This window comes from Streptococcus caballi DSM 19004 (assembly GCF_000379985.1).
Taxonomy (GTDB): domain Bacteria; phylum Bacillota; class Bacilli; order Lactobacillales; family Streptococcaceae; genus Streptococcus; species Streptococcus caballi.
The window spans coordinates 43,226-68,180 of the sequence record NZ_KB904085.1; the positions used below are offsets into that span (position 1 = coordinate 43,226).

The 24,955-nt window shown below is 40.1% G+C and carries 19 protein-coding genes and 4 pseudogenes; 15 read left to right on the top strand and 8 right to left on the bottom strand.

What is annotated here, in order from left to right:
- Positions 1-105: 105 nt before the first annotated feature.
- From A3GS_RS0106840 to A3GS_RS0106850, 3 genes are read right to left on the bottom strand one after another with little or no spacing between them, the layout of a single operon-like run.
- Entirely contained in the window at positions 106-1,362 is a 1,257-nt protein-coding gene (locus A3GS_RS0106840) for an NAD(P)H-dependent oxidoreductase (protein WP_018364679.1), read from the bottom strand.
- Between the two features lie 21 nt (positions 1,363-1,383).
- Positions 1,384-1,986 (bottom strand): NADPH-dependent FMN reductase, encoded by a 603-nt coding sequence (locus A3GS_RS0106845; protein WP_018364680.1) that lies wholly within the window; start codon positions 1,984-1,986, stop codon positions 1,384-1,386.
- A gap of 16 nt (positions 1,987-2,002) precedes the next feature.
- Entirely contained in the window at positions 2,003-2,944 is a 942-nt protein-coding gene (locus A3GS_RS0106850) for an FAD:protein FMN transferase (protein WP_026216312.1), read from the bottom strand.
- Positions 2,945-3,183: 239 nt separating this feature from the next.
- Between A3GS_RS0106850 and A3GS_RS0106855 the strand changes: the two genes are divergently transcribed.
- The 6 genes and pseudogenes from A3GS_RS0106855 to A3GS_RS12350 all read left to right on the top strand — a co-directional run.
- A complete protein-coding gene (locus A3GS_RS0106855) occupies positions 3,184-4,443 on the top strand; it encodes an NRAMP family divalent metal transporter (RefSeq protein WP_018364682.1) in 1,260 nt (419 codons plus the stop codon).
- Between the two features lie 81 nt (positions 4,444-4,524).
- The gene (locus tag A3GS_RS0106860) at positions 4,525-4,758 is read left to right on the top strand and encodes a hypothetical protein (RefSeq protein WP_018364683.1); all 234 of its coding nucleotides are present in this window, start codon (positions 4,525-4,527) and stop codon (positions 4,756-4,758) included.
- A 119-nt stretch (positions 4,759-4,877) separates the two neighbouring features.
- Positions 4,878-5,710 (top strand): annotated as a pseudogene (locus A3GS_RS0106865) (helix-turn-helix domain-containing protein); the annotation flags it as partial.
- A 175-nt stretch (positions 5,711-5,885) separates the two neighbouring features.
- Complete coding sequence (locus tag A3GS_RS0106870) at positions 5,886-7,106, top strand: L-lactate MFS transporter (RefSeq protein ID WP_018364685.1); 1,221 nt, start codon at positions 5,886-5,888, stop codon at positions 7,104-7,106.
- Between the two features lie 242 nt (positions 7,107-7,348).
- A pseudogene (locus A3GS_RS11660) lies at positions 7,349-8,266 on the top strand (ISL3 family transposase); the annotation flags it as partial.
- A 124-nt stretch (positions 8,267-8,390) separates the two neighbouring features.
- Positions 8,391-8,617: pseudogene (locus A3GS_RS12350) on the top strand (IS110 family transposase); the annotation flags it as partial.
- Between the two features lie 302 nt (positions 8,618-8,919).
- On the opposite strand, the gene A3GS_RS0106885 reads toward A3GS_RS12350, so the two are convergent.
- From A3GS_RS0106885 to A3GS_RS0106900, 4 genes are all read right to left on the bottom strand, one after another.
- On the bottom strand, positions 8,920-10,635 hold the full coding sequence (locus A3GS_RS0106885) for a phospho-sugar mutase (protein ID WP_018364688.1): 1,716 nt from the start codon (positions 10,633-10,635) through the stop codon (positions 8,920-8,922).
- A 138-nt stretch (positions 10,636-10,773) separates the two neighbouring features.
- A complete protein-coding gene (locus tag A3GS_RS0106890; RefSeq protein ID WP_018364689.1) occupies positions 10,774-11,343 on the bottom strand; it encodes an ECF transporter S component in 570 nt (189 codons plus the stop codon).
- Positions 11,344-11,464: 121 nt separating this feature from the next.
- Complete coding sequence (coaC, locus tag A3GS_RS0106895; protein ID WP_018364690.1) at positions 11,465-12,004, bottom strand: phosphopantothenoylcysteine decarboxylase; 540 nt, start codon at positions 12,002-12,004, stop codon at positions 11,465-11,467.
- Positions 11,997-12,683: a phosphopantothenate--cysteine ligase gene (locus A3GS_RS0106900; protein ID WP_018364691.1), complete on the bottom strand. Its 687-nt coding sequence runs from the start codon at positions 12,681-12,683 to the stop codon at positions 11,997-11,999. The genes coaC and A3GS_RS0106900 overlap by 8 nt, the downstream gene beginning before the upstream one ends.
- Before the next feature lie 428 nt (positions 12,684-13,111).
- On the opposite strand from A3GS_RS0106900, the gene A3GS_RS0106905 reads away from it, so the two are divergent.
- From A3GS_RS0106905 to A3GS_RS0106945, 9 genes are all read left to right on the top strand, one after another.
- A complete protein-coding gene (locus A3GS_RS0106905; RefSeq protein WP_018364692.1) occupies positions 13,112-14,782 on the top strand; it encodes a formate--tetrahydrofolate ligase in 1,671 nt (556 codons plus the stop codon).
- Positions 14,783-14,834: 52 nt separating this feature from the next.
- Entirely contained in the window at positions 14,835-15,119 is a 285-nt protein-coding gene (locus A3GS_RS0106910) for a DUF1905 domain-containing protein (RefSeq protein ID WP_018364693.1), read from the top strand.
- A gap of 78 nt (positions 15,120-15,197) precedes the next feature.
- Positions 15,198-16,526, top strand: coding sequence for an FAD-containing oxidoreductase (locus A3GS_RS0106915; protein WP_018364694.1), 1,329 nt, complete (start codon positions 15,198-15,200; stop codon positions 16,524-16,526).
- A gap of 103 nt (positions 16,527-16,629) precedes the next feature.
- A complete protein-coding gene (gene cls, locus A3GS_RS0106920) occupies positions 16,630-18,216 on the top strand; it encodes a cardiolipin synthase (RefSeq protein WP_026216313.1) in 1,587 nt (528 codons plus the stop codon).
- 325 nt (positions 18,217-18,541) lie between these two features.
- Positions 18,542-19,618, top strand: a complete 1,077-nt coding sequence (locus A3GS_RS0106925) for an aspartate-semialdehyde dehydrogenase (RefSeq protein ID WP_018364696.1) — start codon at positions 18,542-18,544, stop codon at positions 19,616-19,618.
- Between the two features lie 101 nt (positions 19,619-19,719).
- Positions 19,720-20,655, top strand: coding sequence for a 4-hydroxy-tetrahydrodipicolinate synthase (dapA, locus tag A3GS_RS0106930; RefSeq protein ID WP_018364697.1), 936 nt, complete (start codon positions 19,720-19,722; stop codon positions 20,653-20,655).
- A gap of 144 nt (positions 20,656-20,799) precedes the next feature.
- Positions 20,800-21,138, top strand: coding sequence for an ATP cone domain-containing protein (locus A3GS_RS0106935; RefSeq protein WP_018364698.1), 339 nt, complete (start codon positions 20,800-20,802; stop codon positions 21,136-21,138).
- A gap of 68 nt (positions 21,139-21,206) precedes the next feature.
- Entirely contained in the window at positions 21,207-21,704 is a 498-nt protein-coding gene (locus tag A3GS_RS0106940; RefSeq protein ID WP_040807581.1) for a phosphatase PAP2 family protein, read from the top strand.
- Between the two features lie 115 nt (positions 21,705-21,819).
- Positions 21,820-23,355, top strand: a complete 1,536-nt coding sequence (locus A3GS_RS0106945; RefSeq protein WP_018364700.1) for an ABC-F family ATP-binding cassette domain-containing protein — start codon at positions 21,820-21,822, stop codon at positions 23,353-23,355.
- A 50-nt stretch (positions 23,356-23,405) separates the two neighbouring features.
- Here A3GS_RS0106945 and A3GS_RS0106950 read toward each other — a convergent pair.
- Positions 23,406-24,889: pseudogene (locus A3GS_RS0106950) on the bottom strand (DUF1846 domain-containing protein).
- Positions 24,890-24,955 lie beyond the last annotated feature (66 nt).

Sequence of the window (24,955 nt, forward strand, 5' to 3'; positions counted from 1 at the left end):
TCTATCTTATTTCTCTAAAAATGAAAAAGATTTTATGGCATTCCTTTTAACCATTTTTTAAATTTAAAGGTGGGGGAGATAATCATTTCCCCCACCTCTAAGCTCTTAATGTGATGAAGCACCAGAACTTGCATCGGCAGCAGGAGTAGAGCCCCCTGTGTGGGCACTGTCAGAAGCTCCAGAAGTAGCATCACTTGCACCATGATTGCTATTATTAGAAGCACCAGAACTTGCACCAGTTCCCCCTCCTACCAAACGTTGACCAGTTGTTTCAAGATACCAGTCTAACCAAGGTTTAAAATTAAAGACGATTTCATTAATACCAGCGTAAGAACCATCGTCGTAGTACATTGCCTGATAGTTGTGAGTATTGAGAACTGCTGGGTTTGGATTCGGAATTAACGTACGGACATATTCTTGATTACCATTGCGGAGCGTTCCAATAACCCACTCAACATTTTTCATACGGGCAGCAGGAAGAGAAGAGTGAACAGTTGACATACGATTTCCTGATTGTGATGGAATGCGTTTAGCGAACATGGTATCAGGATCTTGGTGAGCATTGTTGTAATACAAGAATTGGTTGTTATCATCAGCGTAAGTTAATTCAAATGGCATTGATTTTAGGAACATGTTGATTTGATCAACTGTTAAAATACCATGGTCAAGCTTGACATAGGTGTTGCCAGAAACAGCTCCAGTAATTTCAGCAACTTTTTCAACCCAGTCAGGATCATCTGGATCAACTTCGGTAATTGTTGTTGAAATTGGGTGATTACAATCCAAATCTTCTGTTTCAATTGGTTTCGGTTTTTTCAATTTTGATACAACTCCTACGTAAGAGATGAAATTATCTAAGCAAGTTTCAAGGAATTTAACAGTGCCTTCATTGATAATACTGCCATTTTCATCAAAGGCTTCTTTGGCTTTACCAAGCAAGAATTCATTACCAGGAAGTGTGTAAGCATTAACACCGGGAGCATCCAAAATCTTACGTAGGTGTACTTGAGCACGAGATGTTCCTTGGTCATAATAAGAAGCACCAACAATCATGACCGGCTTATTTTCAAAAGGATGCACTTCGTATGACAACCATTCAAGGACGCTCTTAAGGGCAGCGGTGATGGTATGGTTGTGTTCTGGTGTCGCAATGATAACACCGTCAGCACGTGTAATTTTGTTGTAGAGTAGACGAAGTTGGAAACTTTCTTTCCAATCTTGGTCTTGATTGAACATAGGAACTTCATCAATTTCTAAAACTTCCAATTCAAATTTGAGCTTGAATTGTTTTCTGATGTACTCCAAAAGCATACGATTATATGATTGGTCGGCATTTGAGCCAACAAGTCCTACAAATTTCATAGTTTAACTCTCCTTCTTATCCTATAAGCTTTCCCAATCGAAGTTTTCAGCTTCTTTGCGTAATAATTCTTGAGCACTTTGCAATTTTTCAGTCATTTTAACGAAGATACGGAAATCGTCGAAGATGGCGTCTAGTTTGTTGCAGGTGTCCAAATCGATGAGATTACCTTCTTTGTCGAAAGCTTGCAGTGAATGTGAAAGAAGAAATTCGTCTGGTAAAACGTTGGCTTTGATTTCTGGTGCGTTAAGAATTTGACGCAATTGCAATTGTGCGCGTGAAGAGCCCAATGTTCCGAAAGATGCCCCAGTAATCATAACTGGTTTGTTAAGTAGTGGGAAGATACCGTATGACAACCAAGCTAGGGCATTCATCAAGACGGCTGGAATTGAATGATCGTATTCAGGTGTTCCAATGATAACACCATCAGCAGCATCAATTTTATCAGCAATTTCAAGTACTAATTCTGGAACTTTTTTGTCGGCAGGTTTATTAAAGACTGGGATGTCCTTAATTTCAATTAGTTCAATTTCTGCTTTGTCAGCAAAATGTTTTTGCATGTATTGGAGCAACTGGCGGTTAGTTGATTTAGCTGAGTTGGTTCCAACTAGTCCAATAAGTTTCATATTAAATCCTCTTTTCTTAGGTATTGTACAGCAGGTGAAAATCTTTTTTCAGACCATTTGACACAGCGATCCGATTATCCGTAGTGATAAGAATGCCCTCAATATTTGGGGTATTCTCAATGGTCATAAAGGCTTCAAGTATGGGAAGACCAAAAAGTCTAGTTGTCCAGATTTCACAATCTACTGATAGATCTGAAATAATTGTAAGACTCTCTATTTCAGTCTTAATAGGATAGCCAGTATGACGATCAAAAATATGATGATAATCTTTGTCACCAACTTTTAAATGTCTTTCATAAACACCTGAAGTCACGACGGACTTATTTTTCACGGTCACGATGCCTAGATTTTCACCGCGTTTTTTATGTGGATTTTGAATACCAATATTCCAAAATCCTTGTTCACGTTTTGGATTGTCTCCTAAGACTAGGACGTTTCCACCTAGATTAATCAGAGCAGAAGTTACTTTTTCCTTCTTGAGATAATCCATTACTTTATCAGCAATATAACCTTTAGCAAGAGCACCCAAATCAATTTTCATCCCTTTTTCTTGCAGAAAAACAGTTTGTTTTTCTTCATCCAGAATGATATTTTCAGGATTAGTCAAAGGCATGATGTCTTTGATAACTTCATCGCTTGGCACTCTGGCATCTGAAAAGCCGATGCGCCAGCTTTGAACCAAAGGACCGATAGCGATGTTGAGATTGCTTGGTTTGGCTAGGCTATGCTTTTTTCCAATAGCGATGAGCTCAAATAATTCGGGTTCTACTTTGACAGGAGTGAGACCAGCATGCTGATTAATTTGCATCAGTTCTGAATCTTCATCATTAGCACTAAAGCGATTTTTATAAAGCTCAAGTAAATGACAGACTGTCTGTATCTGAGGTTCAGGATCTTCCGAATTAATCAGGATATCAATGGTGGTTCCCATCATTTTCAGGCTATGAGAAAGTTGCAAAATGTCACCTCCCATAAATTGTCATATATATCATGATAACGTTTTCTGAAAGAAAAATCAAGTCTAAAAAACGAAATGAAAACGGCTTATGTCAAGCTTTTATGGAGATGATGTTCTGAAAATACTACTGAATATTTTCAGAAAAGGAGGTTGACAAACTTACTAGCAAGAGTTAATATATAATATATATTCTGAATTATCTGAATATTACGGGATTATTTTAGAAAGAGGTTTTTAGGATGACTGAAAATTCTACGCAAGTATCCACTTGGCAAACAAAGCTTAAAGCTATGGGACCTGGTATCTTGATGGCTTCGGCTGCTGTTGGTGGTTCACATATCGTTTCATCAACACAGGCAGGTGCTATCTACGGTTGGCAGTTAGCAGGTTTGATTCTTTTAATCAATGTCTTCAAGTATCCTTTTTTCCGATTTGGCTCACAGTATACCATGGAGAATGGAAAAAGTTTGATTGAGGGTTATAGTGAAAAGGGAAAAGGTTATTTATGGCTCTTCTTTATTATGAACATCTTCTCTGCTATTGTTAATACAGCAGGTGTCGGAATCCTCTGCGCGGCCATTTTGTACAACATTTTTCCAGATGGTTTTGGTTTGAATATTTCTCAATTGACAACCATTATCATTGTCATTATCTGGGCTATGATTCTCATTGGTGGTTATAAGTTTCTGGATGGTTTAGCAAAATGGGTAATGACAGCTCTGACAATTGCAACGGTAGCAGCTGTTGTTATCGCTCTTTTCAAACACCGTGAATATGCTCCAAATTTTGAAGCGCCAACACCATGGCGAATGGCAGCTCTACCATTTATTGTATCTCTCATGGGATGGATGCCAGCACCAATCGAAATTTCAGCCATTAACTCTATGTGGTCTGTTGAAAAGCAAAAAACAGTTAAAATGTCTGAAGCTGATGGCATTTTTGACTTTAACGTTGGTTATATCGGAACAGCTATCTTGGCTCTTATCTTCTGTGCTCTTGGAGCTCTCATCCAATTTGGCTCAGGCGAAGCAGTACAGAGTGCATCAGCAGCTTATATCGCTCAGTTTGTAAGTATGTATGCCTCTGTTTTGGGGGGCTGGTCACGTTTACTTATCACTTTTATTGCATTTCTCTGCATCTTTGGGACTGTTATTACAGTTATTGATGGTTATTCACGTGCTAATGACGAGACCCTACGACTATTGCTTGGTAAAAAAGAGTCAACTCCTAAAGCCTTTATAGCATGGACAAGCCTGACCTCGCTAGCGGGCTTAGTTATTGTTTATCTTTTTGCTGGTAACGTGGCAACAATGTTGCGCTTTGCCATGATTGCCTCCTTCTTGACGACACCGTTCTTTGCTTATCTAAATTATTCTTTGGTAAACAATAAGGAACATCAGGTAAAAGGTTGGCTTAAAGGTCTATCAATCGTCGGTTTAATTTACCTTTTTGGTTTTGCTATTTTCTTCTTAGTAGCCATCTTTATGGGAGCTGTTTAGAACTAAAAAGTGCCAGTGGCACTTTTTAGTTACTTTCATTCTTAAAAGGAAAATAGTTATATAGTGAAAAAGGAGGATGAAATGACCGCAAATGAAAAAATTATTGCTCTAGTTAAGTCAGAATACATGGAACGCATTCCACGATTGGTACGCGGACATGCCACGAAAGCAACTTGTCAATTAATTGCTAGAGAATTTCCAGAAGCCTATGCTGAAGCTGAAAAAGAAGGAGAATTATCAAAGGAGGCAAAAGAAACCTTGACTTTGATTGTTAATGATATTTTCAAAGAACGTATGGCTAAGCATAATTTGTGATAGATAGAAATTTTGACAAGTAAAAAACATTCAGTTCGTTAAATAATTGAGATACTTCCCTTATAGTTTCTAATGAAAAACAAAAATTTTTCATTAGAAACTATAAGAGGAGTTTTACTATGTCCAAAAGAAGTTCAAAACCTGTATCTGAGAAGCTAGAAATCGTTCTAATCCACTTAGGAGAAGGGAAATCACTTAGTTGGTTAGCTAGGAACCATGGTGTCTCCAAAGACAAACAGGGTTCGGAAGTAGTTGATGAGCTAGAGGAAAGTTATCACTGGAAGAAGTATGGTAAGGAACTGAAAGAACAGGATGTATCTGACTATCTCAATGGCTTGGGAAGTCTCAAAGATTTGACTGAAAAATATGGCATTTCTTGTGATTATGTTCTCAGATCATGGATAAAAGATTATACTAGTGGTAAAAAACTGAAAGCTACTAGTAGAGGAATGAGCCGCATGAAACAAGGACAGAAAACAACATTTGAAGAATGGGTTGAGATTGTCAATTACACCATTGCTCATGAAAAAGATTACCAAGGGGCTGTTGAGAAGTATGGTGTTTCCTATCAACAGGTCTATTCTTGGGTTAGAAAGTTCGAAAAGGAGGGTTCTAACGGTCTCCTCGACCGTCGTGGNAAAGGNCTGGAAAGTAAGCCTAATCTGACTCCAGAAGAAGAGTTACGCCTCAAAATCAAGCAACAGGAAGAGAGGATTAAGTATCTTGAAATGGAGAATGGCCTGCTAAAAAAGTTAGAAGAAATCAAGCGACGAAACCGACGGTAAGACTCGGTCGCCACCTGGATTTCTTCCAAGATATTAAAGAATACGCCGATGAACAGGAAGAGGCTCCTATCAGCCACTTGTGCCGTATTCTAAAGGTNTCTCGCTCAGGCTACTACAAGTGGTTACTTCATCAGGAAACAACTTCTGAACAGGAAAACACAAGATTAGAGGAACAAGGCCGTTGCCTAATCTTTTATTATCTCATTGCCCACTTGACAGGGAGCTGTTCAATATTTAGTTCGTTTTTTTATTTATGAGCATATGTTTTGCAGTTGAAGTTGAAGTTTGTTACACTAAACCCCTAACGTTTTAAAGTTCTGTCAAAATAGAAAAGAGGCTGTCGTGAAACAAACCAATCGTTATCTTGTTGCTGCTTGTGGGGTTATTCTGCACTTGATGCTGGGGTCAACATATGCTTGGAGTGTCTATCGTAATCCGATTATGACTGAAACAGGTTGGGATCAGTCATCTGTCGCGTTTGCATTCTCTTTGGCAATTTTTTGTCTAGGAATGTCAGCGGCTTTTATGGGGCATTTGGTAGAAAAGTTCGGCCCTCGTGTAACAGGTAGCATTTCAGCTGTGCTATATGCTAGTGGGACAGTCTTAACTGGTGTTGCTGTCCAGCAAAAAGAGCTATGGTTGCTTTATCTTGGCTATGGCATCTTAGGTGGATTGGGTTTAGGAGCTGGTTACATTACGCCAGTTTCTTCAATTATCAAGTGGTTTCCTGATAAACGAGGATTGGCCACGGGCATGGCTATTATGGGATTTGGTTTTGCTTCCTTATTAACAAGTCCTATTGCTCAGCAGTTAATTTTTAGCCGTGGGCTAGTAGCGACGTTTTATATTCTAGGGGCTATTTATTTTGTGGTGATGTTGACTGTCTCACAATTTATTAAACGTCCTAGTCAGCAAGATATTGACAACTTAATAAGCAGAAGTAGCGACCATAAAGTTTCTGACTTAACAACAGGAATTACTGCTAACCAGGCTCTAAAAACGAGAGAATTTTACCTTCTTTGGGCCATTTTATTTATTAATATCGCTTGTGGTCTGGGATTGATTTCAGTGGTAGCTCCTATGGCTCAAGATATGGCTAATATGTCAGCTACTGCTGCAGCTGTGGTTGTTGGTATGATGGGGATTTTTAACGGTTTTGGTCGTTTATTATGGGCTGTTTTATCCGACTATATTGGGCGTCCTTTGACGTTTATCCTACTTTTCGCGGTCAGCATTATAATGTCAGGTCTCCTCATGATTTCGCATACGCCAACACTCTTTATTACAGCAATGGCTATCTTGATGACATGTTATGGTGCAGGATTTTCTCTAATTCCTCCTTATTTGAGTGATTTTTTTGGAGCCAAAGAGTTAGCGGCGCTTCATGGTTATATCTTAACGGCTTGGGCTATGGCTGCATTAGTAGGTCCAATGTTGTTATCAATCACATTTGAACAAACGGGAAGCTATCTTGTTACTCTAGGAGTGTTCATTGGGCTATATTTGATTGGATTAGTGATTTCAGTTTGGCTAGGTCACAGCCACAGTAAAAGTCAAGAATAAAAATCTGTACCTTTGTCAATGATGTGAGACTATAAATGTTATTTTTTGTTAAGCTTTACTAGGGGCTGACTCCTAGTAAAGCTTGTCTGATATTGATAGGATATTTCCATCCTACTTTTATGGCTCTATAATTTCTGTAGTTGGTAAATCCACTGTGGGGATTAGGGAGCCTTTTTTAGTGTAAAAAAAGTCCCATATGACCTATAATGAAAAGCAACCAAACTCACATCAGAAAGACTCATATGGAACAACTAAAACTTATTACAAATTTTCTCAGAATTAAAAACCAGAATATCCTTATCACTGATGAATATTATATGGGAACGTACATAGAACTCCACGGTCACTTAGATTACACCGCCCCTAAATGCCCACTATGTAAGAGACAAATGGCTGTCGCTGAAACTCCTCTCATTAAGAAAAACCACTAAATCTCTGTTGTCTTTAACCAGAAAATTGCCCAATTGCTTATTGAGAATCAAGCCATGACACATATTGCACATAGGCTATCTATTTCAACATCATCAGTCATGAGAAAACTCAATGAGTTCACAATTGAAACGGATTGGAACAAACTTCCAGAAGTCCTGTCCTGGGATGAGTGTGCCTTCAATAAGCGGAAAATAAGCTTTATCGCCCAAGATTTCAACTCCCTAAATGTCATTACTATTCTTGACGGGAGAACGTAAGAAATTATTCAAAACCACTTCCTACGCTATCCCTAGACAGGTCAGAAATCATGTCAAAGTCATTACCATGGATATGTTCAGTCCATACTACAAATTAGCTAGACAGCTATTTCCAAATGCCAAGATCATACTCGACCACTTCCACATTGTGCAACATCTTAGTCGCGCTATGAACCGTGTCCGCATTCAAATCATGAATCAATTCGATAGAAAATCTAAAGAAAATCTAACGAATAGAAAGCCTTGAAACGCTACTGGAAATTGATTCAACAAGATAATCGTAAGCTTAGCGATAAACGATTTTATCGCCCTACATTTCGGATACATTTGACCAATAAAGAAATCCTAGAAAAACTCTTATCATTCTCAGAGGAACTACTACGTCAGCACTATGAACTTTATCAGCTTCTCGTATTCCATTTCCAAGAGAAGAACTCAGACCATTTCTTTGGTCTCATTGAACAAGAATTGCCACTGTGAATCCTCTAGAAGCTAAGAAGCAACTAGATGGATTACGTATTTGAAAAACTGATCAGATTGACGCTGAAAAACTAGCTTCATCACAATTCAGCCTTAACCGCAAACCAACTGTAGTAATTCTTATGTCAGAAAGATTCTTTCAAGAGCATTCACAATATCGCCTCAGCTAGTCACACCAATCCATGTCATATCGCAAACTTCTATGAGAAACGAAAAGGGCAATCGCAAACGACTTCAACAAAGCCACATACGATTGCCTTTATGCATCGCCTCATCAGGACAATGTATTACCTCATAACGCATAACAAACTTTACGACTATACTTCAACCAAAAGTCAGTAAAGTTGTTTATGTCATATCATTGTAACACCTTGTTTTAAAAAAAGCCAGATGATGAATGCCCTTTTACAGATATTCTTCTATCAGAATAGGATAGTTACCTTAAATTGACAACTATCTTAAAAATATTTTTTCTTCGCACCTTAATATACTTGACAAATGGTAAAAAAAGACCCCGTTTTCAAGAGCGCAACAATGGCCTTGCCCCTCTTGAAATGAGGAACAAGGCCATTGCCTAATCTTTTATTATGTCATTGTCCACTTGACAGGGTGCAGTTCAATGGACTGAATGTTTCTTATCTTTATTATTTCACGAAAGCATTGATTTCTGCTTCAATATTTGCGATTTTCGCCTGAGAATCAGCCATATCTTTGCCAACTGTTGCAATGTAGAATTTGATTTTTGGTTCTGTTCCTGAAGGACGAACGGCAATCCAAGAATCATCTTCAAGTGTATATTTAAGCACATTGCTTGGTGGCGTTGTCAATTTTTCAACGCCAGCAGCAGTTGTAGCGGTTTGAGCTTGGAAGTCTTCCAATTTAACAATATCTGTCGCGTTAAATTGTTTTGGACCGTTGTCACGGAATTTATCCATAATCTTCTGGATTTCAGCCGCACCGTCAACACCTGAAAGGGTAACAGAGATTGTCTTTTCAGCAAAGTAGCCGTATTCCTTGTAGATTTCTTCAATACCGTCAGCAAGTGTCAAGCCACGTGAACGATAGTAAGCTGCGATTTCAGCAACGATAAGGACAGCTTGAATAGCGTCTTTATCACGAACGAATGGTTTGATGAGGTAGCCGAAGCTTTCCTCAAAACCAAGCATGTAAGTGTGGTTGTGTTTTTCTTCGAATTCTTGAATTTTTTCAGCAATGAATTTGAAACCAGTCAAGACGTTGAACATGGTTGCGCCGTAGCTTTCAGCAATCTTCGTTACCAATTCAGTTGATACAATTGATTTACAAAGCGCAGCATTTTCAGGAAGAGTACCGGCGGTTTTGTGTGCTTCAAGGATATATTTAGCAATGATTGCACCAATTTGGTTACCTGAAAGGTTCTTGTAAGAACCATCAGCTTGACGAATTTCAACACCGAGACGGTCAGCATCAGGGTCAGTTGCAACCAAAACGTCAGCGTCTACTTTGCGTCCAAGTTCTTCAGCAAGAGTAAATGCTTCTTGGTTTTCTGGGTTTGGTGATTTGACTGTTGAGAAGTCTGGATCTGGAACAGCTTGCGCTTCAACAACTTGAACAGATTCAAAGCCAGCTTGAGCAAGTGCGCGACGGGCAAGCATTTCACCAGTACCATGAAGTGGTGTGTAGACAATCTTCATGTCTTTACCATATTCGTCAATCAATTTTTGGTTAATGTTAACGTCTTTGACTTCTTTGAGGTACTCAACGTCAACAGCTTCACCGATAACATTAATAAGACCAGCAGCTTTAGCTTCTTCAAGGTCAGCCAATTCAACAGTAAATGGATCTTCAATAGCACGGATGAACTCAGTCAAGGCATCGGCATCAGCAGGTGGCATTTGTCCACCATCTTCACCATAAACCTTGTAACCGTTGAATGGTGCAGGATTGTGGCTGGCTGTTACCATGATACCAGCAAAAGCACCAAGGTGACGCACAGCAAATGACAATTCTGGAGTTGGGCGAAGTGATTCAAAGACGTAAGATTTGATACCATGTTTTGCTAAAACTTGAGCAGATTCAAAGGCAAACTCTGGAGAGAAGTGACGTGAATCGTAGGCAATAGCAACGCCGCGAGCCTTAGTTGCTTCATCTTTAGTTTCGATCAATTTTGCCAATCCTTCAGTAGCTTGACGGACAACGTAAATGTTGATGCGATTGGTACCAGCTCCGATATAACCACGCATACCAGCAGTACCAAATTCAAGATTTGTATAGAAGGCATCTTCTTTTGTTTTTTCGTCCATAGCTACCAATTCTTCACGGAGATAATCTGGAAGTTGGTCAAAATCGAGCCATTTTTGATAGTTTTCAGTATAAGTCATAGAATGCAATTCCTCCTAAAAAGGAACGCTAACAAAGGTAAAACCCTCTGAAACGTTCAATTTATTATATTTTTATAACCGCTTTCATTATATCATTTTGCAAGTGAAAAATCACGGTTTTTCCGTGATTTTCATAAATTATTTTTTGATTTTCAGTAAGCTAGGAACGATGAGTAAAGTAACAATTGCCGAAATTAGCATTTCAACAAGTGCATTGGCACCGAAAACAACTGCCAGAAGAGCCTTGATATTGCCATCATAAACTGATGAAAAGAGAAGAAAAATTCCCCCCAGAACGAAGATGGTATTAGTCATTGACCCGACAGCGCCAGCCAGAGTCAAACCTATTTTATTGCGCAGCCATTTATAGATGAAATACGGTGTGACTCCGATAAGAATACGAGGCACCATGGCGATAATCAGCGAAGCTATTGTCCCATTTTCAACAAAAGGTGAAAAGAGATAGCTGGTTGGAAGTAGAACAACGGTGTTAGTCACTACACTGATAATTCCCATGAGTCCGCCGAGAATAGCTCCAATGCGAGGGCCATATACAATGGAAGCGACAATAACGGGAAGATGAACTAAGGTCGGCTTAATCGGCACAGGCCATAGGTTGAAGACAATACTAGTCAGGAAATGAATGACTAGCATGACTGCAAAAAAGATAGCAATCGTTGCGACATCAGACGATTTTCTAGTTTTCATAACTTTCTCCTGTTATTAGATAAGATTTAACGGTTAACTGGAGTAATAGTTAACTAGGCTCATTATACAAGTTTACAGCTGTCTTGACAAGCTTTTTATTATAGAAAATAACTATAACTGGTTATAAGATTTCTTCTACCTTGTTCAAAATAAAGGTCAAATCAGCCAGCGCACCACGTCCAACATCACCGCAGGCCAGGACGCTTGAACGCGGCTCAATTTCTTGATAACCTATCTTTCTTAATGTCTCAAGATTAGACTGAGTGATAGGATTGTCATACATTCTAGTGTTCATGGCTGGCGCTATCAGTTTGGGTGTTGTAGCTGGCAGGGCAAGCGCTGTAGCCGTTACCATGTTGTCAGCAAAGCCGTGCGCCAGATGAGCCAGAGTATTGGCAGAAGCAGGAGCCAAAAGAAAAAGATCAGCCTGCTTGGCGAGTTCAATGTGGTTGATCAGTTTGGGATTTTCTTCCAACATGACATCTAAGTGCACAGAGTTTTTAGACAAAACCTGTAAGGTCAGCGGAGTAATGAACTTGGTAGCAGCCTTAGTCATCATCACATGAACATCATAGCCTAATTTTGTGAGTTGATTGGTCAAATCTGCTGCCTTATAGGCTGAAATTGAGCCTGAAACAGCTAATAAAATCGTTTTAGTCATCTGTCGTCACCTTCTCGTAAATCAATTGAGCGATATCAGCCTTGGTCCAAGCCTCGTAAGACTTTGTCTCTGTCAGTAAGTAGGCGTGGTGCTGAGTTGGTGTAATCTCTGTCAAATCATTGGCTAAAATAAACTTAGCATGATTTTTGATCAGGCTATCACGCGCCACAGCAAAAAGTTCTTCTTTTGGCACACTCACTAGCAGTTTGAAACCAATCAGCTGGATAGTTGGATTCCACTCCTTGACTAGACTAATGATTTTAGGTGTTTTCTTAAGAAAAAGCACTTGGTAGTCCGACTTAGAGGAGATCTTTGCTGCGCTATTCTTTTTGGTCAATAGCTGAGCTATATTGCTGCTATCTTCCACCTCATCAAGGTCAGTCATGTAAACAGGCGTATAATCTGACACCGCCATGCTGTGAATGAGCACATCATGGGTTTTGACCAGAGGTCTAAGAGTTCCCATCAGACTAGCCACATCCGACACCAGGTGAATAGTCATTTTTTTGTGTGCTTCTGGTTTGACAGCTGCCTTTGTCGTCACCAAGGTCACCTCATACCCTCCAGCTAAGAAAGCCTCTGCAATGTATTTTCCTAAAGTTCCCGTTGAATGGTTGGTAATACCGCGAACAGAATCAATCTTTTCTGTTGTCCCACCGGATGTAATCAAAATTTTCATAGTTGTATTTTACAAAAAAAGGCTTACAAAAGCAACTGACAGACGAAGGGAATAACCAAGCAAGCCTTTGATAAAGCGATTTTAGCTTTCCCTATTATTGAGTAATTAGTCTTAATTTATAAACAATCGTCTGCTTTTGCAGATGATCATTTTCAGTATCTAAAGTCTCTATCTTCACTTGGCTCATGCAGTATTTAAAATTTAGAAGACTGTATCTGCACTTTCAGACGTCAAATATATTGAAATCTCATCTTTTCCAATTTTGACTTGCAATACTTTAATTGTTAAAAATAGCAGAGCTAAAAACGAACATTTTCATTTATGTATTCAAATAATGTGCGTTTTTTGTCAAGGTGTGTTATAATTACTTTATCACATTTACTTGAGGGGGAACCCCCTCAGATTTTTCAATAATAGAGGAGATTCCCATGAAATCTGATATCGAAATCGCTCAAAGTGTCGAACTTAAACCAATCACTGAAATTGTCGAAAAAGTCGGCATTACCTTTGATGATATTGAACTTTATGGAAAATATAAAGCTAAGTTGTCATTTGACAAGATTAAGGCTGTCCAAAAAAACAAACCAGGGAAACTTGTTCTGGTTACTGCCATCAACCCAACGCCAGCTGGTGAAGGAAAATCAACCATGTCTATCGGACTAGCTGATGCACTCAATAAAATTGGTAAAAAAACCATGATTGCCCTTCGTGAGCCATCACTTGGTCCTGTCATGGGGATTAAAGGAGGAGCAACAGGCGGCGGCTACGCCCAAGTTCTGCCTATGGAAGACATCAACCTCCACTTTACTGGTGATATGCATGCCATTACAACAGCTAACAATGCCCTATCAGCTCTTATTGACAACCATATTCACCAAGGAAATGCCCTTCAAATTGACCAACGTCGCATCATTTGGAAACGTGTCGTTGACCTCAATGACCGCGCCCTTCGTCATGTGATTGTCGGCTTGGGAAGCCCAGTCAATGGTATTCCTCGTGAAGATGGCTTTGATATTACTGTTGCTTCTGAAATCATGGCTATCCTCTGTTTGGCAACAGATATTCAAGATTTGAAAGAGCGCTTGGCTAACATTGTCGTAGCTTATCGCTATGACCGCACACCAGTTTATGTTCGTGACTTGAAGGTAGAGGGGGCTTTAACGCTCATTCTTAAAGATGCCATCAAACCTAATCTGGTTCAAACCATTTACGGAACACCAGCCCTCGTTCATGGCGGTCCATTTGCCAACATCGCCCACGGCTGTAACTCAGTTCTTGCAACCTCAACAGCTCTGCGATTGGCCGACTACACCATCACCGAAGCTGGATTTGGCGCTGACCTTGGGGCTGAGAAATTCCTTGATATTAAAGCACCGAACCTTCCAACGACACCTGACGCTGTGGTTATCGTGGCGACGCTGCGTGCCCTTAAAATGCACGGGGGCGTAGCTAAGGCTGATCTGGCGCAAGAAAATGTTGAAGCAGTTAAAGCTGGTTTTGCCAACCTTAAGCGTCACGTGGAAAATATGCGTAAATTCAACATTCCAGTCGTGGTCGCAATCAATGAATTTGTCGCTGATACGGAAGCTGAAATTGCTGCCCTCAAAGAGCTTTGCCAAGCGATTGATGTTCCAGTTGAGCTTGCTAGCGTCTGGGCAAACGGTGCTGACGGTGGTATTGACCTCGCTCATGCTGTCGTTGATGCTGTGGAAAATGGCGAAGCTAACTACAAACGTCTTTATTCAGATGACGATACTTTAGAAGAAAAAATCACGAAGATTGTCACAGACATTTACGGCGGTAAGTCAGTTGTCTTTGAAAAGAAAGCTAAAAATCAGCTCAAACAATTTGCACAGTTTGGTTGGGATAAATTGCCAGTCTGTATGGCCAAAACTCAGTACAGTTTCTCAGACAATCAATTCTTGTTAGGTGCGCCAGAAGATTTTGACATCACTATCCGAGAATTCGTTCCAAAAACAGGTGCAGGCTTCATCGTTGCCCTTACAGGAGATGTCATGACCATGCCAGGACTTCCAAAAGCACCTGCAGCCCTTAACATGGACGTCGCAGAAGATGGCACAGCACTTGGTTTGTTCTAATTAAATAAACGTAAAGTCAACTTCGGTTGGCTTTTTGTGTTATCATAGAAGCATGAACACAAAAACTTATACTTACACTTCAAAAATTTACCCTGCTGATCGCGGGGGTGCCTACACTATTTTTCCATACAATGTCCGTCAAGAATTTGGCAAGGGCAGGGCAAAAGTTCATGTGACTTTTGATGGATATCCCTACGATGGATCTGTTGTCAATATGGGAGTAAAAGATGACAATGGTGATATTTGCTACATTGTTGGTATTCGAAAAGACATTCAACAAGCTATCGGTAAAAGCATTGGGGACCAGGTTGAAATGACTTTGCAAGAGAGAGAATGACTTTTCAGATTAAATTTTTGACAAATAACTGACCGGTTGGTACAATGTGAGCGTAACAATATGAAAAGGAGTTCCCTTATGGAACAATACGATGTGATTGTCATTGGGTTTGGTAAAGCTGGAAAGACATTTGCAGCAAAATCTGCTGCACAAGGTAAGAAAGTTGCGATGATTGAAAAGGACGCTAGTATGTACGGCGGAACTTGTATCAATATTGGCTGTATTCCGACAAAAGTTTTGATTCACGCTGCTGAAACTGGTCATGATTTTTCGCAAGCAATGGCAGAGCGTAAAGCCGTGACAGACCGTCTACGCGCTAAAAACTTTGAAATGCTTGACAATGCTCCAACCGCTGATGTTTATAATGCGACAGCAAAATTTATTTCTAACAAAGTGGTTGAAATCACAGCAGATGGTGAAAGTAAATATTTGACTGCTGATGTTATCATCATCAATACTGGTGCTGTCTCAAATGTTTTACCAATTCCCGGTCTCAAAGAAAGCAAGCACGTTTACGACAGCACAGACATTCAACAGCTTAAAGAACAGCCAAAGCGCCTCGGTCTGATTGGTGGTGGAAATATCGGTTTGGAATTTGCTAGCCTTTATGCCAAACTTGGTACTGAAGTGACTGTCTTTGATCCGATGTCACGTATTTTCGGTCGTGAAGAGGAAGAAATCTCTGCTATGGCTAAAGGTTACCTTGAAGAACAGGGCATTGTTTTCGAATTAGACTCAAACATTTCTCAAGTTTCTAACAAGGGAGAAGCGGTTGTCATCACAACACAAAATGGTGACTACGAGTTTGACGCAGTGATGTACGCGACAGGACGCAAACCTAACACTGAAAATCTCGGTCTGGAAAATACAAATATCAAATTGACTGAACGTGGCGCTGTCAAAGTTGATGACTTCTGTCAAACCAGCGTTGAAAATGTCTTTGCTGTTGGTGATGTTAATGGCGGTCTTCAATTCACTTATGTGTCATTAGACGACTTCCGCATCGTTTGGAATTTCCTCAATGGTGACAAGTCTTATTCTGCTGCCAACCGACATCATGTGCCAAATACAACCTTCATCAATCCACCATTGTCACGTGTTGGGCTTGATGAAGTGCAAGCTAAAGCACAAGGCCTGAACTACAAAGCCAACAGTCTGCCAGTTGCTGGGATGCCGCGCGGTCATGTCAATGGGGACCTTCGTGGTGTCTTCAAAGTTGTTGTTGATGCAGATACTAACCTCATCCTCGGTGCCACACTCTTTGGAGTAGAATCACACGAACTCATCAACCTTATCACCATGGCAATGGATAATAAGATTCCCTACACTTATTTCCAACAACAAATTTTCACTCACCCTACCATGGCTGAGAATTTCAACGATTTGTTTAATTTAAAAAATTTATAAAATTATTAATCAAAGCTCCATAATTATGGAGCTTTGATTAATATCAGCTATTTTTAAGCTGCTTATGAATATGATATAATAATAACTGGTAAATAATTGAAGCATGGAGGTTATTATTATCAACAATAAGACTAAGGTATTACATTTATTGAATAAAAGTAAACGAGGGTTTTTCCGAGGGATTTTTAGTAGGACAACGGTAATTGCTGTACTTCTCATCCTACAATTACTCTTTTTACTAACGTCATTTGTTTGGTTGGACCAGTACCGCTTGATTTTGCAGGCTTTAGAACGCATTTTGACTATTGCTGTTGTGCTTTATTTGGTAAACGGTGAAATGGATGCCATATCGCGTGTGACTTGGTTGATTCTGGTCATGATTTTTCCTCTTTTAGGTTCGCTATTTTTGATATACACTAAGCTAGATTGGGGCTATCAAGGACTCAAGCTACGTTTGAATACTTTGATTGATCAGAGTGCTGTTTATCTCCCTGATAATAAGGATATTTTAGAGGTTCTGAAGGGTAATACCTCTTCAACCTACCATCTAGTACAATATTTTGACCGCAGTCGAGGAGATTTTCCAGCTTATCAAGATACAAAGGTAATCTATTTTCCCAGCGGAGAAACATTTTTTGCTGAGTTAAAAAAACAACTGCTCAGAGCGGAGAAATATATTTTTCTAGAATTTTTCATTATTGCCGAAGGACGTATGTGGGGTGAAATTCTTAGTATTTTGGAAAAGAAAGTTCAAGAAGGAGTTGAAGTTCGCGTACTTTACGATGGTATGATTGAGTTTTCAACTTTATCGTTTGATTATACTAAGCGGCTTGAAAAGATTGGTATCAAAGCCAAAGCTTTCTCGCCTATTTCACCTTTTATTTCAACTTATTACAACTATCGCGATCATCGCAAGATTGTTGTTGTAGACGGAGAAGTTGCTTTCACTGGTGGCGTGAATTTAGCGGATGAATATATCAATCAATTAGAACGTTTTGGCCATTGGAAGGATACCGCTGTTATGCTTGAAGGGAAGGCAGTAGATAGTTTTCTTGTTTTATTCTTGCAGATGTGGTCAATCACTGAAAAAGAATTGATTGTTGAACCTTACCTAGGAAAACATGAAAAAACCTTCTTAGCAAATGGCTATGTGATTCCTTACGGAGATTCACCTCTGGATACGGATAAAGTGGGGGAGAATGTTTATATTGACATTTTAAACCATGCCAAGGAATATGTTTATATCATGACCCCTTATTTGATTTTGGATAGTGAAATGGAACATGCTCTTCGTTTTGCTGCCGAGCGTGGTGTGGATGTTCGCATCATCATGCCTGGTATTCCTGACAAAAAAATCCCTTATGCCTTGGCTAAAACTTACTATAATTCCTTGATGCAGTCTGGTGTTAAAATTTATGAGTATGAGCCTGGTTTTGTCCACGCCAAAATTTTTATTAGTGATGATATAAAAGCTGTTGTTGGGACGATTAATCTTGATTACCGCAGCCTCTACCACCATTTTGAGTGTGCCACTTACCTTTACAAAGTAGATGCGATAGCAGATATTTATAAAGACTACCAAAATACTTTAAAAGTTTGTCGTTTGGTAACTCCTGAGATGCAGAAGGAGCGTCCTGCCTTGCAGAAGTTGACAGGAACGGTCTTTAAGGCTTTAGCTCCTCTTCTTTAAAAATAACAGATTATCAGACTTTTGCAAGAAGTCTGATAATCTGTTATACTAAGAGTATGCGATGAGTCGATTTGGTCTTTGACCATTTTGCGCTGAGGAGGTCTACATTTAATTGTAACGCAGGAGCGGATCTTGAACAGTTGTGTGAACCTGCTGTTCTCATGGAAACATGCCTCTAATCCCTTGCTATTTTTGGCAGGGGATTTTTTATCTTCTTGAAAATAGACTTTTCAAGAAGATAAAAAAATAGTATAATTTATTTATTATATAAATTTTTAGAAAATTTCGAGAATAGTTCAGCTATTTTCTTGAAAGAGGTATTGAAATGGGTTATACAGTCGCTGTTGTTGGTGCTACAGGTGCCGTTGGAACTCGCATGATTCAACAACTTGAACAATCTACACTTCCAATTGATAAACTTCGTCTTTTATCTTCTAGCCGCTCTGCTGGCAAGGTTCTCCAATACAAAGGACAAGATATTACAGTTGAATTGACCACTGAAGATTCTTTCGATGGCGTAGATATTGCTCTTTTCTCAGCAGGTGGCTCTGTTTCTGCTAAATTTGCGCCTTACGCTGTCAAAGCGGGTGCGGTAGTGGTTGATAATACGTCTCATTTCCGTCAAAATCCTGATGTTCCTTTGGTTGTTCCTGAGGTCAATGCGCATGCTCTAGATGCTCATAATGGTATCATTGCTTGTCCTAACTGTTCAACAATTCAAATGATGGTTGCCCTTGAACCTATTCGTCAAAAATGGGGCTTGAGCCGTGTCATTGTGTCAACTTACCAAGCTGTTTCAGGTGCTGGCCAATCAGCTATCAATGAAACCATCCGTGAAATCAAAGAAGTTGTTAATGATGGTGTAGAACCTAAGAACGTTCACGCAGACATCTTGCCATCTGGCGGCGATAAAAAGCATTACCCAATTGCCTTCAATGCATTGGCACAAATTGATGTTTTCACTGACAATGACTACACTTACGAAGAAATGAAAATGACCAATGAAACGAAGAAAATCATGGAAGATGATTCTATAGCCGTATCAGCAACTTGTGTGCGTATCCCAGTCCTTTTTTCTCATTCAGAGTCTGTTTATATTGAAACCAAGGCAGTTGCCCCAATTGAAGAAGTAAAAGCTGCTATCGCATCCTTCCCAGGTGCTGTTCTTGAAGATGATGTAGCTCATCAAGTTTACCCACAGGCAGCTAATGCTGTCGGCAGCCGCGAGACTTATGTTGGGCGTATTCGCAAAGACCTTGATATTGAAAATGGTATTCATATGTGGGTTGTTTCTGACAATCTTCTCAAAGGTGCAGCTTGGAACTCTGTCCAAATCGCTGAAACATTGCATGAACGTGGCCTTGTTCATCCAACTGTAGAACTTAAGTTTGAATTGAAATAATAGTTAGCTAAGTGCCAAAAATGGGGCCGAGACTCGTCTGTCTTACCTCATTTTTTATGGTATAATATCAGTATCAAACCCACTGAATTGAGGAGGATTTTATGTCAATTGAAGAATTAAAAGATATTAAAATTATTACAGCCATGGTAACACCTTTTAAGGAAGATGGGGCAATTAACTTTGATGCTCTCCCAAAATTGGTGGAACACCTTTTGGCACACCATACAGAAGCATTGCTGTTAGCAGGGACAACGGCAGAAAGTCCAACGCTTACCCACGACGAAGAATTGCAACTTTTTAAAGCAGTTCAAGACATCGTCAAGGGACGCGTGCCCTTGATTGCGGGAGTCGGAACCAATGATACTCGCGATTCCATCGAATTTGCGCGTGAAGTGGCAGACTTTGGTGGTTTTGCAGCAGGACTTGCAATTGTCCCTTACTACAACAAACCTTCCCAAGAAGGTATGTACCAACACTTTAAAGCCATTGCGGATGCCAGTGACCTGCCAATTATCATTTATAATATTCCAGGTCGTGTCGTTGTGGAAATGACGCCTGAAACCATGTTACGTTTAGCAGAACATCCAAACATCATCGGGGTTAAAGAATGCACTAGTCTAGCGAATATGGCCTACCTAATTGAACATAAGCCTGATAACTTCCTGGTTTACACTGGCGAAGATGGTGATGCCTTCCACGCTATGAATCTGGGGGCAGATGGTGTTATCTCTGTGGCTTCCCACACGAACGGCGATGAAATGTACGAAATGTTGTCAGCGATTGAAAACAGTGACATTAAAAAAGCAGCAGCTATTCAACGTCAATTCATTCCTAAAGTTAATGCACTTTTCTCTTATCCAAGTCCTGCACCAGTTAAGGCTGTACTTAATTATCTGGGATTTGAAACTGGCCCTCTTCGTTTACCACTGGTTGCGGCGCCAGAAGAAGATGCCAAACGCATTATCAAGGTTGTCGTAGACGGTGACTACCAAGCTACCAAAGAAACTGTTACAGGCGTGGTGAGACCTGACTATTAAAATCCGTTTTTTAATCATCGAAAGCCAAGTTGAGAAGCTTGGCTTTTTAGATATAGACGGACTATTTAAAGCTAATAACTTGACAAAATATGAAAACACTTGCATAATAAATGTAAAAGATGAAAAACCGTGAAAGGGAAGCCTATGCAAATCATTAAACGTAACGGTCAAGTGACCGATTTCAATCCAGATAAAATTTATCAAGCCATCTTGAAAGCAGCACAGACTGTCTATGTCCTCGATGACCAGCTTCGTGAGGATTTGGCACAGGTGACTAAAAAAGTTGTTTTGGATTTGGAAGATGCGCAAGTTGAACGTCCTACTATCAGTATGATTCAGTCTCAGGTTGAGAATCGTCTTATGGACGCTGGTTTTGTCAAAATAGCAGAGCATTACATTTCATACCGTCTCCAACGCGACTTGGAACGTAATGGTTATGGTGACCAGTTAGCCGTTCACCTACATTTTGAAAGATTGAAATAGATGTAGTGAAGAGAAGGTTGGGATGGCTTCCTAGTCTTTTCAATATTAAGATTATTGAAGGGAAACTTATGGTCAAGGATTATAAAGAATTTTATAGAAAAATATCCTCACCTTTCAGAAATGATAAAGGAAAAAAGCTGATTACGAACTGGAACCAGGTCATAACAGGATTTATTTATTTGCTTTATTCTTTTTTATTGCTTGACTTAATTACAACTAATAGAGAGTTGATTTTGCCTTTCATTTTCATTCCTGGTATCAGCTTTCTTTCACTATCTTGGGTGCGTAGCAAGCTCAATTATCCTAGACCTTACGAAATTTGGGACATTCAGCCGCTGATTATCAAAGAAAGCAAGGGAAATTCATTTCCTAGTCGTCATGTGTTTTCAGCAAGTATCATTGCCATGTGCGCCTTGAAGGTCAATCTTACTCTGGGAATATTTGGGTTATTTTGTTCAATTCTCCTTGCTTGTCTCAGAGTGATTGGAGGTGTACATTCTCCTCGCGATGTGATGTGGGGTCTGGTCATTGGTCTGCTCACTGGCAGTCTTTTATTTCTTTTTTAATGCTGTTCATCTTTCTGAACAGTTTTTTCTTGCCGCGATTTTCATTGTCAGACAAAGCCGCCTCATGATATAATGGAGAGGCTGGCGTTGCCAAGAATAGTGAAAGTAGTAAAATATGAGTATTTTAGAAGTGAAAAATCTTAGTCACGGTTTTGGTGACCGTGCTATTTTTGAAAATGTGTCCTTCCGCCTTCTTAAAGGTGAACATATTGGTCTTGTCGGTGCTAATGGCGAAGGGAAATCAACCTTTATGTCTATTGTGACAGGACACCTGCAACCCGACGAAGGGAAGGTAGAGTGGTCCAAGTATGTCACCGCTGGTTATCTGGATCAACACACAGTCCTAGAAAAAGGAATGACTGTCCGCGATGTTCTGCGAACAGCCTTTGACGAACTTTTTAAAACCGAAAACCGTATCAACGATATCTACATGTCCATGGCAGAAGAAGGTGCTGACGTTGATGCTCTTATGGAAGAAGTAGGTGAGTTGCAAGATCGTCTTGAGTCACGAGATTTCTATACGCTGGACGCCAAGATTGATGAGGTGGCGCGTGCCTTGGGTGTTATGGATTTTGGTATGGATTCAGATGTCTCTGAGCTTTCAGGTGGACAAAGGACTAAGATTTTACTGGCTAAGCTCCTTCTTGAAAAACCTGACATTTTGTTGCTGGATGAGCCAACCAACTATTTAGATGCGGAGCACATTGATTGGCTTAAGCGTTATCTGCAAAATTATGAGAATGCCTTTGTTCTCATCTCCCACGACATTCCTTTCCTAAATGACGTTATCAATATCGTCTATCACGTGGAAAATCTTGATTTGGTGCGCTATACTGGGGATTATGATAATTTCCAAGCGGTTTATGACATGAAGAAAGCACAGCTGGAAGCAGCCTACGAGCGCCAGCAGAAAGAGATTGCTGACTTGCAGGATTTTGTCAACCGAAATAAAGCGCGCGTGGCTACGCGAAATATGGCTATGTCTCGTCAGAAGAAATTGGACAAGATGGATATCATTGAGTTGCAAGCTGAAAAGCCAAAACCAGAATTTTCATTCAAGGAAGGTCGAACTCCAAGTCGCTTTATTTTCCAAGCTAAGGACTTACAGATTGGTTATGACCGCCCGTTGACCAAACCCCTCAATCTCACCTTTGAACGCAATCAAAAAGTCGCCATTATTGGTGCTAATGGGATTGGGAAAACAACTTTGCTACGTAGCCTTTTGGGTGAAATCAAGCCCATCTCTGGTCAAGTTGAACGAGGTGACTTTATAGAATTGGGCTATTTTGAACAAGAAGTAGCTGGAGGCAATCGCCAAACACCTCTTGAAGCTGTCTGGAATGCTTTTCCTGCTCTCAATCAGGCTGAGGTTCGTGCAGCTCTTGCTAAATGCGGTTTGACCTCAAAACATATTGAAAGTCAAATTCAAGTCCTTTCAGGTGGGGAACAAGCCAAGGTTCGTTTCTGTCTACTAATGAATCGGGAAAATAATGTTCTGGTTCTAGACGAACCAACCAACCACTTAGATGTTGACGCTAAAGATGAACTCAAGCGTGCTCTCCAGACTTTCAAAGGCTCTGTGCTCATGGTCTGTCATGAACCTGATTTCTATGAAGGCTGGACAGAGGTCTGGGATTTTAATCAATTTTAGATAAAAGAAAAAGTCTCAGTACAACATACTGAGACTTTTTGCTATTTACGCTACTTGCGATAGAGGCGGTCGTATTGGTAGAATGGGTCAAAGGTAGTGTTAATACCTAACTTTCGTAGGACATTCTTGTCTTCGTCGGTCAGTGTTACAGTTGAATGAGCTTCGCTACCTTTGAGATTACCTAGTTCCTGCATAGCCAGATTGGCATCTGCGTTATTCATGGCGGTAATAGCTAGCGCAATGAAGATTTCATTGGAATGGAGACGCGGATTGCGGCTACCCAAATGATTTGTCTTAAGGCTCTGAATAGGTTTAACATACTCAGGCTCAATAAGATTAGTTTCTTTGCTAATATTGGCTAATTTTTTAATGGCGTTAATTAGTACAGCAGCAGTAGGTCCAAAGAGATCAGATGTCTTACCAGTAACCATGTCTCCATTTGGCAACTCCAAGGCTAGGGCAGGCTCGCCAGTCATCTTTGCCTTTTCACGCGCCAATACCGTCACTTTACGGTCGGTAGGTCTAATGCCGAGATCGTTCATGAGCAACTCAATTTTCTTGACAGCCGACTCAGTCACGCACTCTGCCTTGTAATCAACAAGAGTCTGGTAGTAGCGGCGGACAATTTCTTGCTTAGAAGCTTCAATAGTTGCCTCGTCATCGACAATAGCAAAGCCGACCATGTTGACACCCATATCCGTTGGAGAAGCATAGGGAGACTTGCCAAGGATTCGCTCCAACATACGCTTGAGAACAGGGAAAATTTCAATGTCACGGTTGTAATTGACAGTTGTCACACCATAGGTCTCCAAATGGAAGGGATCAATCATATTGACGTCGTCAAGGTCAGCAGTTGCCGCTTCATAAGCTAGATTGACTGGATGATGCAATGGCAAATTCCAAACTGGAAATGTTTCAAACTTAGCATAGCCCGATTTGATGCCGCTTATTTGGTCATGGTACATGTTTGACATGCAAGTAGCCAATTTACCTGAACCGGGACCAGGTGCAGTTACCACAACCAAGTTACGGCTGGTTTTAATGTAGTCATTCTTCCCCATACCTTCTGGTGAAATGATGTGGTCCATGTCAGTCGGATAACCCTTAATTGGGTAATGGATGTAAGAAGTAATACCATTTTTCTTCAACTGAGTGCGGAAAATATCAGCAGCAGGCTGCCCAGAATATTGTGTAATAACAACAGAACCAACGTAGATATCCAACTCGTTAAATTTATCAATAAGCCGTAGGACTTCTTGGTCATACGAAATGCCCAAATCACCACGCGCTTTGGAATGTTCAATATTGCTGGCGTTGATTGCAATGACAATCTCAACTTGGTCTTTGAGCTCTTTTAGTAATTTGATTTTATTGTCTGGCTCATAACCAGGTAAAACACGGGCTGCATGAAAATCTTCCAGCATTTTTCCACCAAACTCCATATAAAGTTTACCATCAAATTGATTAATGCGCTCCAAAATATGGTCACGTTGCAAGTTTAAGTATTTTCAGAATTAAAAGCTTGTTTTTTCATTAATATTACCTCTGCTAAAAATTATAACAAATTTTTTTGAGCAATGAAAAAGATGGAAGTTATAAA

Excerpts from the sequence above, each read along its gene's own strand:
- cls (WP_026216313.1), top strand. The coding sequence starts at position 16,630 with ATGGAGGTTATTATTATCAACAATAAGACTAAGGTATTACATTTATTG.
- A3GS_RS0106910 (WP_018364693.1), top strand. The coding sequence starts at position 14,835 with ATGAACACAAAAACTTATACTTACACTTCAAAAATTTACCCTGCTGAT.
- A3GS_RS0106885 (WP_018364688.1), bottom strand. The coding sequence starts at position 10,635 with ATGACTTATACTGAAAACTATCAAAAATGGCTCGATTTTGACCAACTT.
- A3GS_RS0106845 (WP_018364680.1), bottom strand. The coding sequence starts at position 1,986 with ATGAAACTTATTGGACTAGTTGGAACCAACTCAGCTAAATCAACTAAC.
- A3GS_RS0106860 (WP_018364683.1), top strand. The coding sequence starts at position 4,525 with ATGACCGCAAATGAAAAAATTATTGCTCTAGTTAAGTCAGAATACATG.
- A3GS_RS0106945 (WP_018364700.1), top strand. The coding sequence starts at position 21,820 with ATGAGTATTTTAGAAGTGAAAAATCTTAGTCACGGTTTTGGTGACCGT.
- A3GS_RS0106940 (WP_040807581.1), top strand. The coding sequence starts at position 21,207 with ATGGTCAAGGATTATAAAGAATTTTATAGAAAAATATCCTCACCTTTC.
- A3GS_RS0106905 (WP_018364692.1), top strand. The coding sequence starts at position 13,112 with ATGAAATCTGATATCGAAATCGCTCAAAGTGTCGAACTTAAACCAATC.
- A3GS_RS0106840 (WP_018364679.1), bottom strand. The coding sequence starts at position 1,362 with ATGAAATTTGTAGGACTTGTTGGCTCAAATGCCGACCAATCATATAAT.
- A3GS_RS0106915 (WP_018364694.1), top strand. The coding sequence starts at position 15,198 with ATGGAACAATACGATGTGATTGTCATTGGGTTTGGTAAAGCTGGAAAG.
- A3GS_RS0106925 (WP_018364696.1), top strand. The coding sequence starts at position 18,542 with ATGGGTTATACAGTCGCTGTTGTTGGTGCTACAGGTGCCGTTGGAACT.
- A3GS_RS0106900 (WP_018364691.1), bottom strand. The coding sequence starts at position 12,683 with ATGAAAATTTTGATTACATCCGGTGGGACAACAGAAAAGATTGATTCT.
- dapA (WP_018364697.1), top strand. The coding sequence starts at position 19,720 with ATGTCAATTGAAGAATTAAAAGATATTAAAATTATTACAGCCATGGTA.
- A3GS_RS0106935 (WP_018364698.1), top strand. The coding sequence starts at position 20,800 with ATGCAAATCATTAAACGTAACGGTCAAGTGACCGATTTCAATCCAGAT.
- coaC (WP_018364690.1), bottom strand. The coding sequence starts at position 12,004 with ATGACTAAAACGATTTTATTAGCTGTTTCAGGCTCAATTTCAGCCTAT.
- A3GS_RS0106890 (WP_018364689.1), bottom strand. The coding sequence starts at position 11,343 with ATGAAAACTAGAAAATCGTCTGATGTCGCAACGATTGCTATCTTTTTT.
- A3GS_RS0106855 (WP_018364682.1), top strand. The coding sequence starts at position 3,184 with ATGACTGAAAATTCTACGCAAGTATCCACTTGGCAAACAAAGCTTAAA.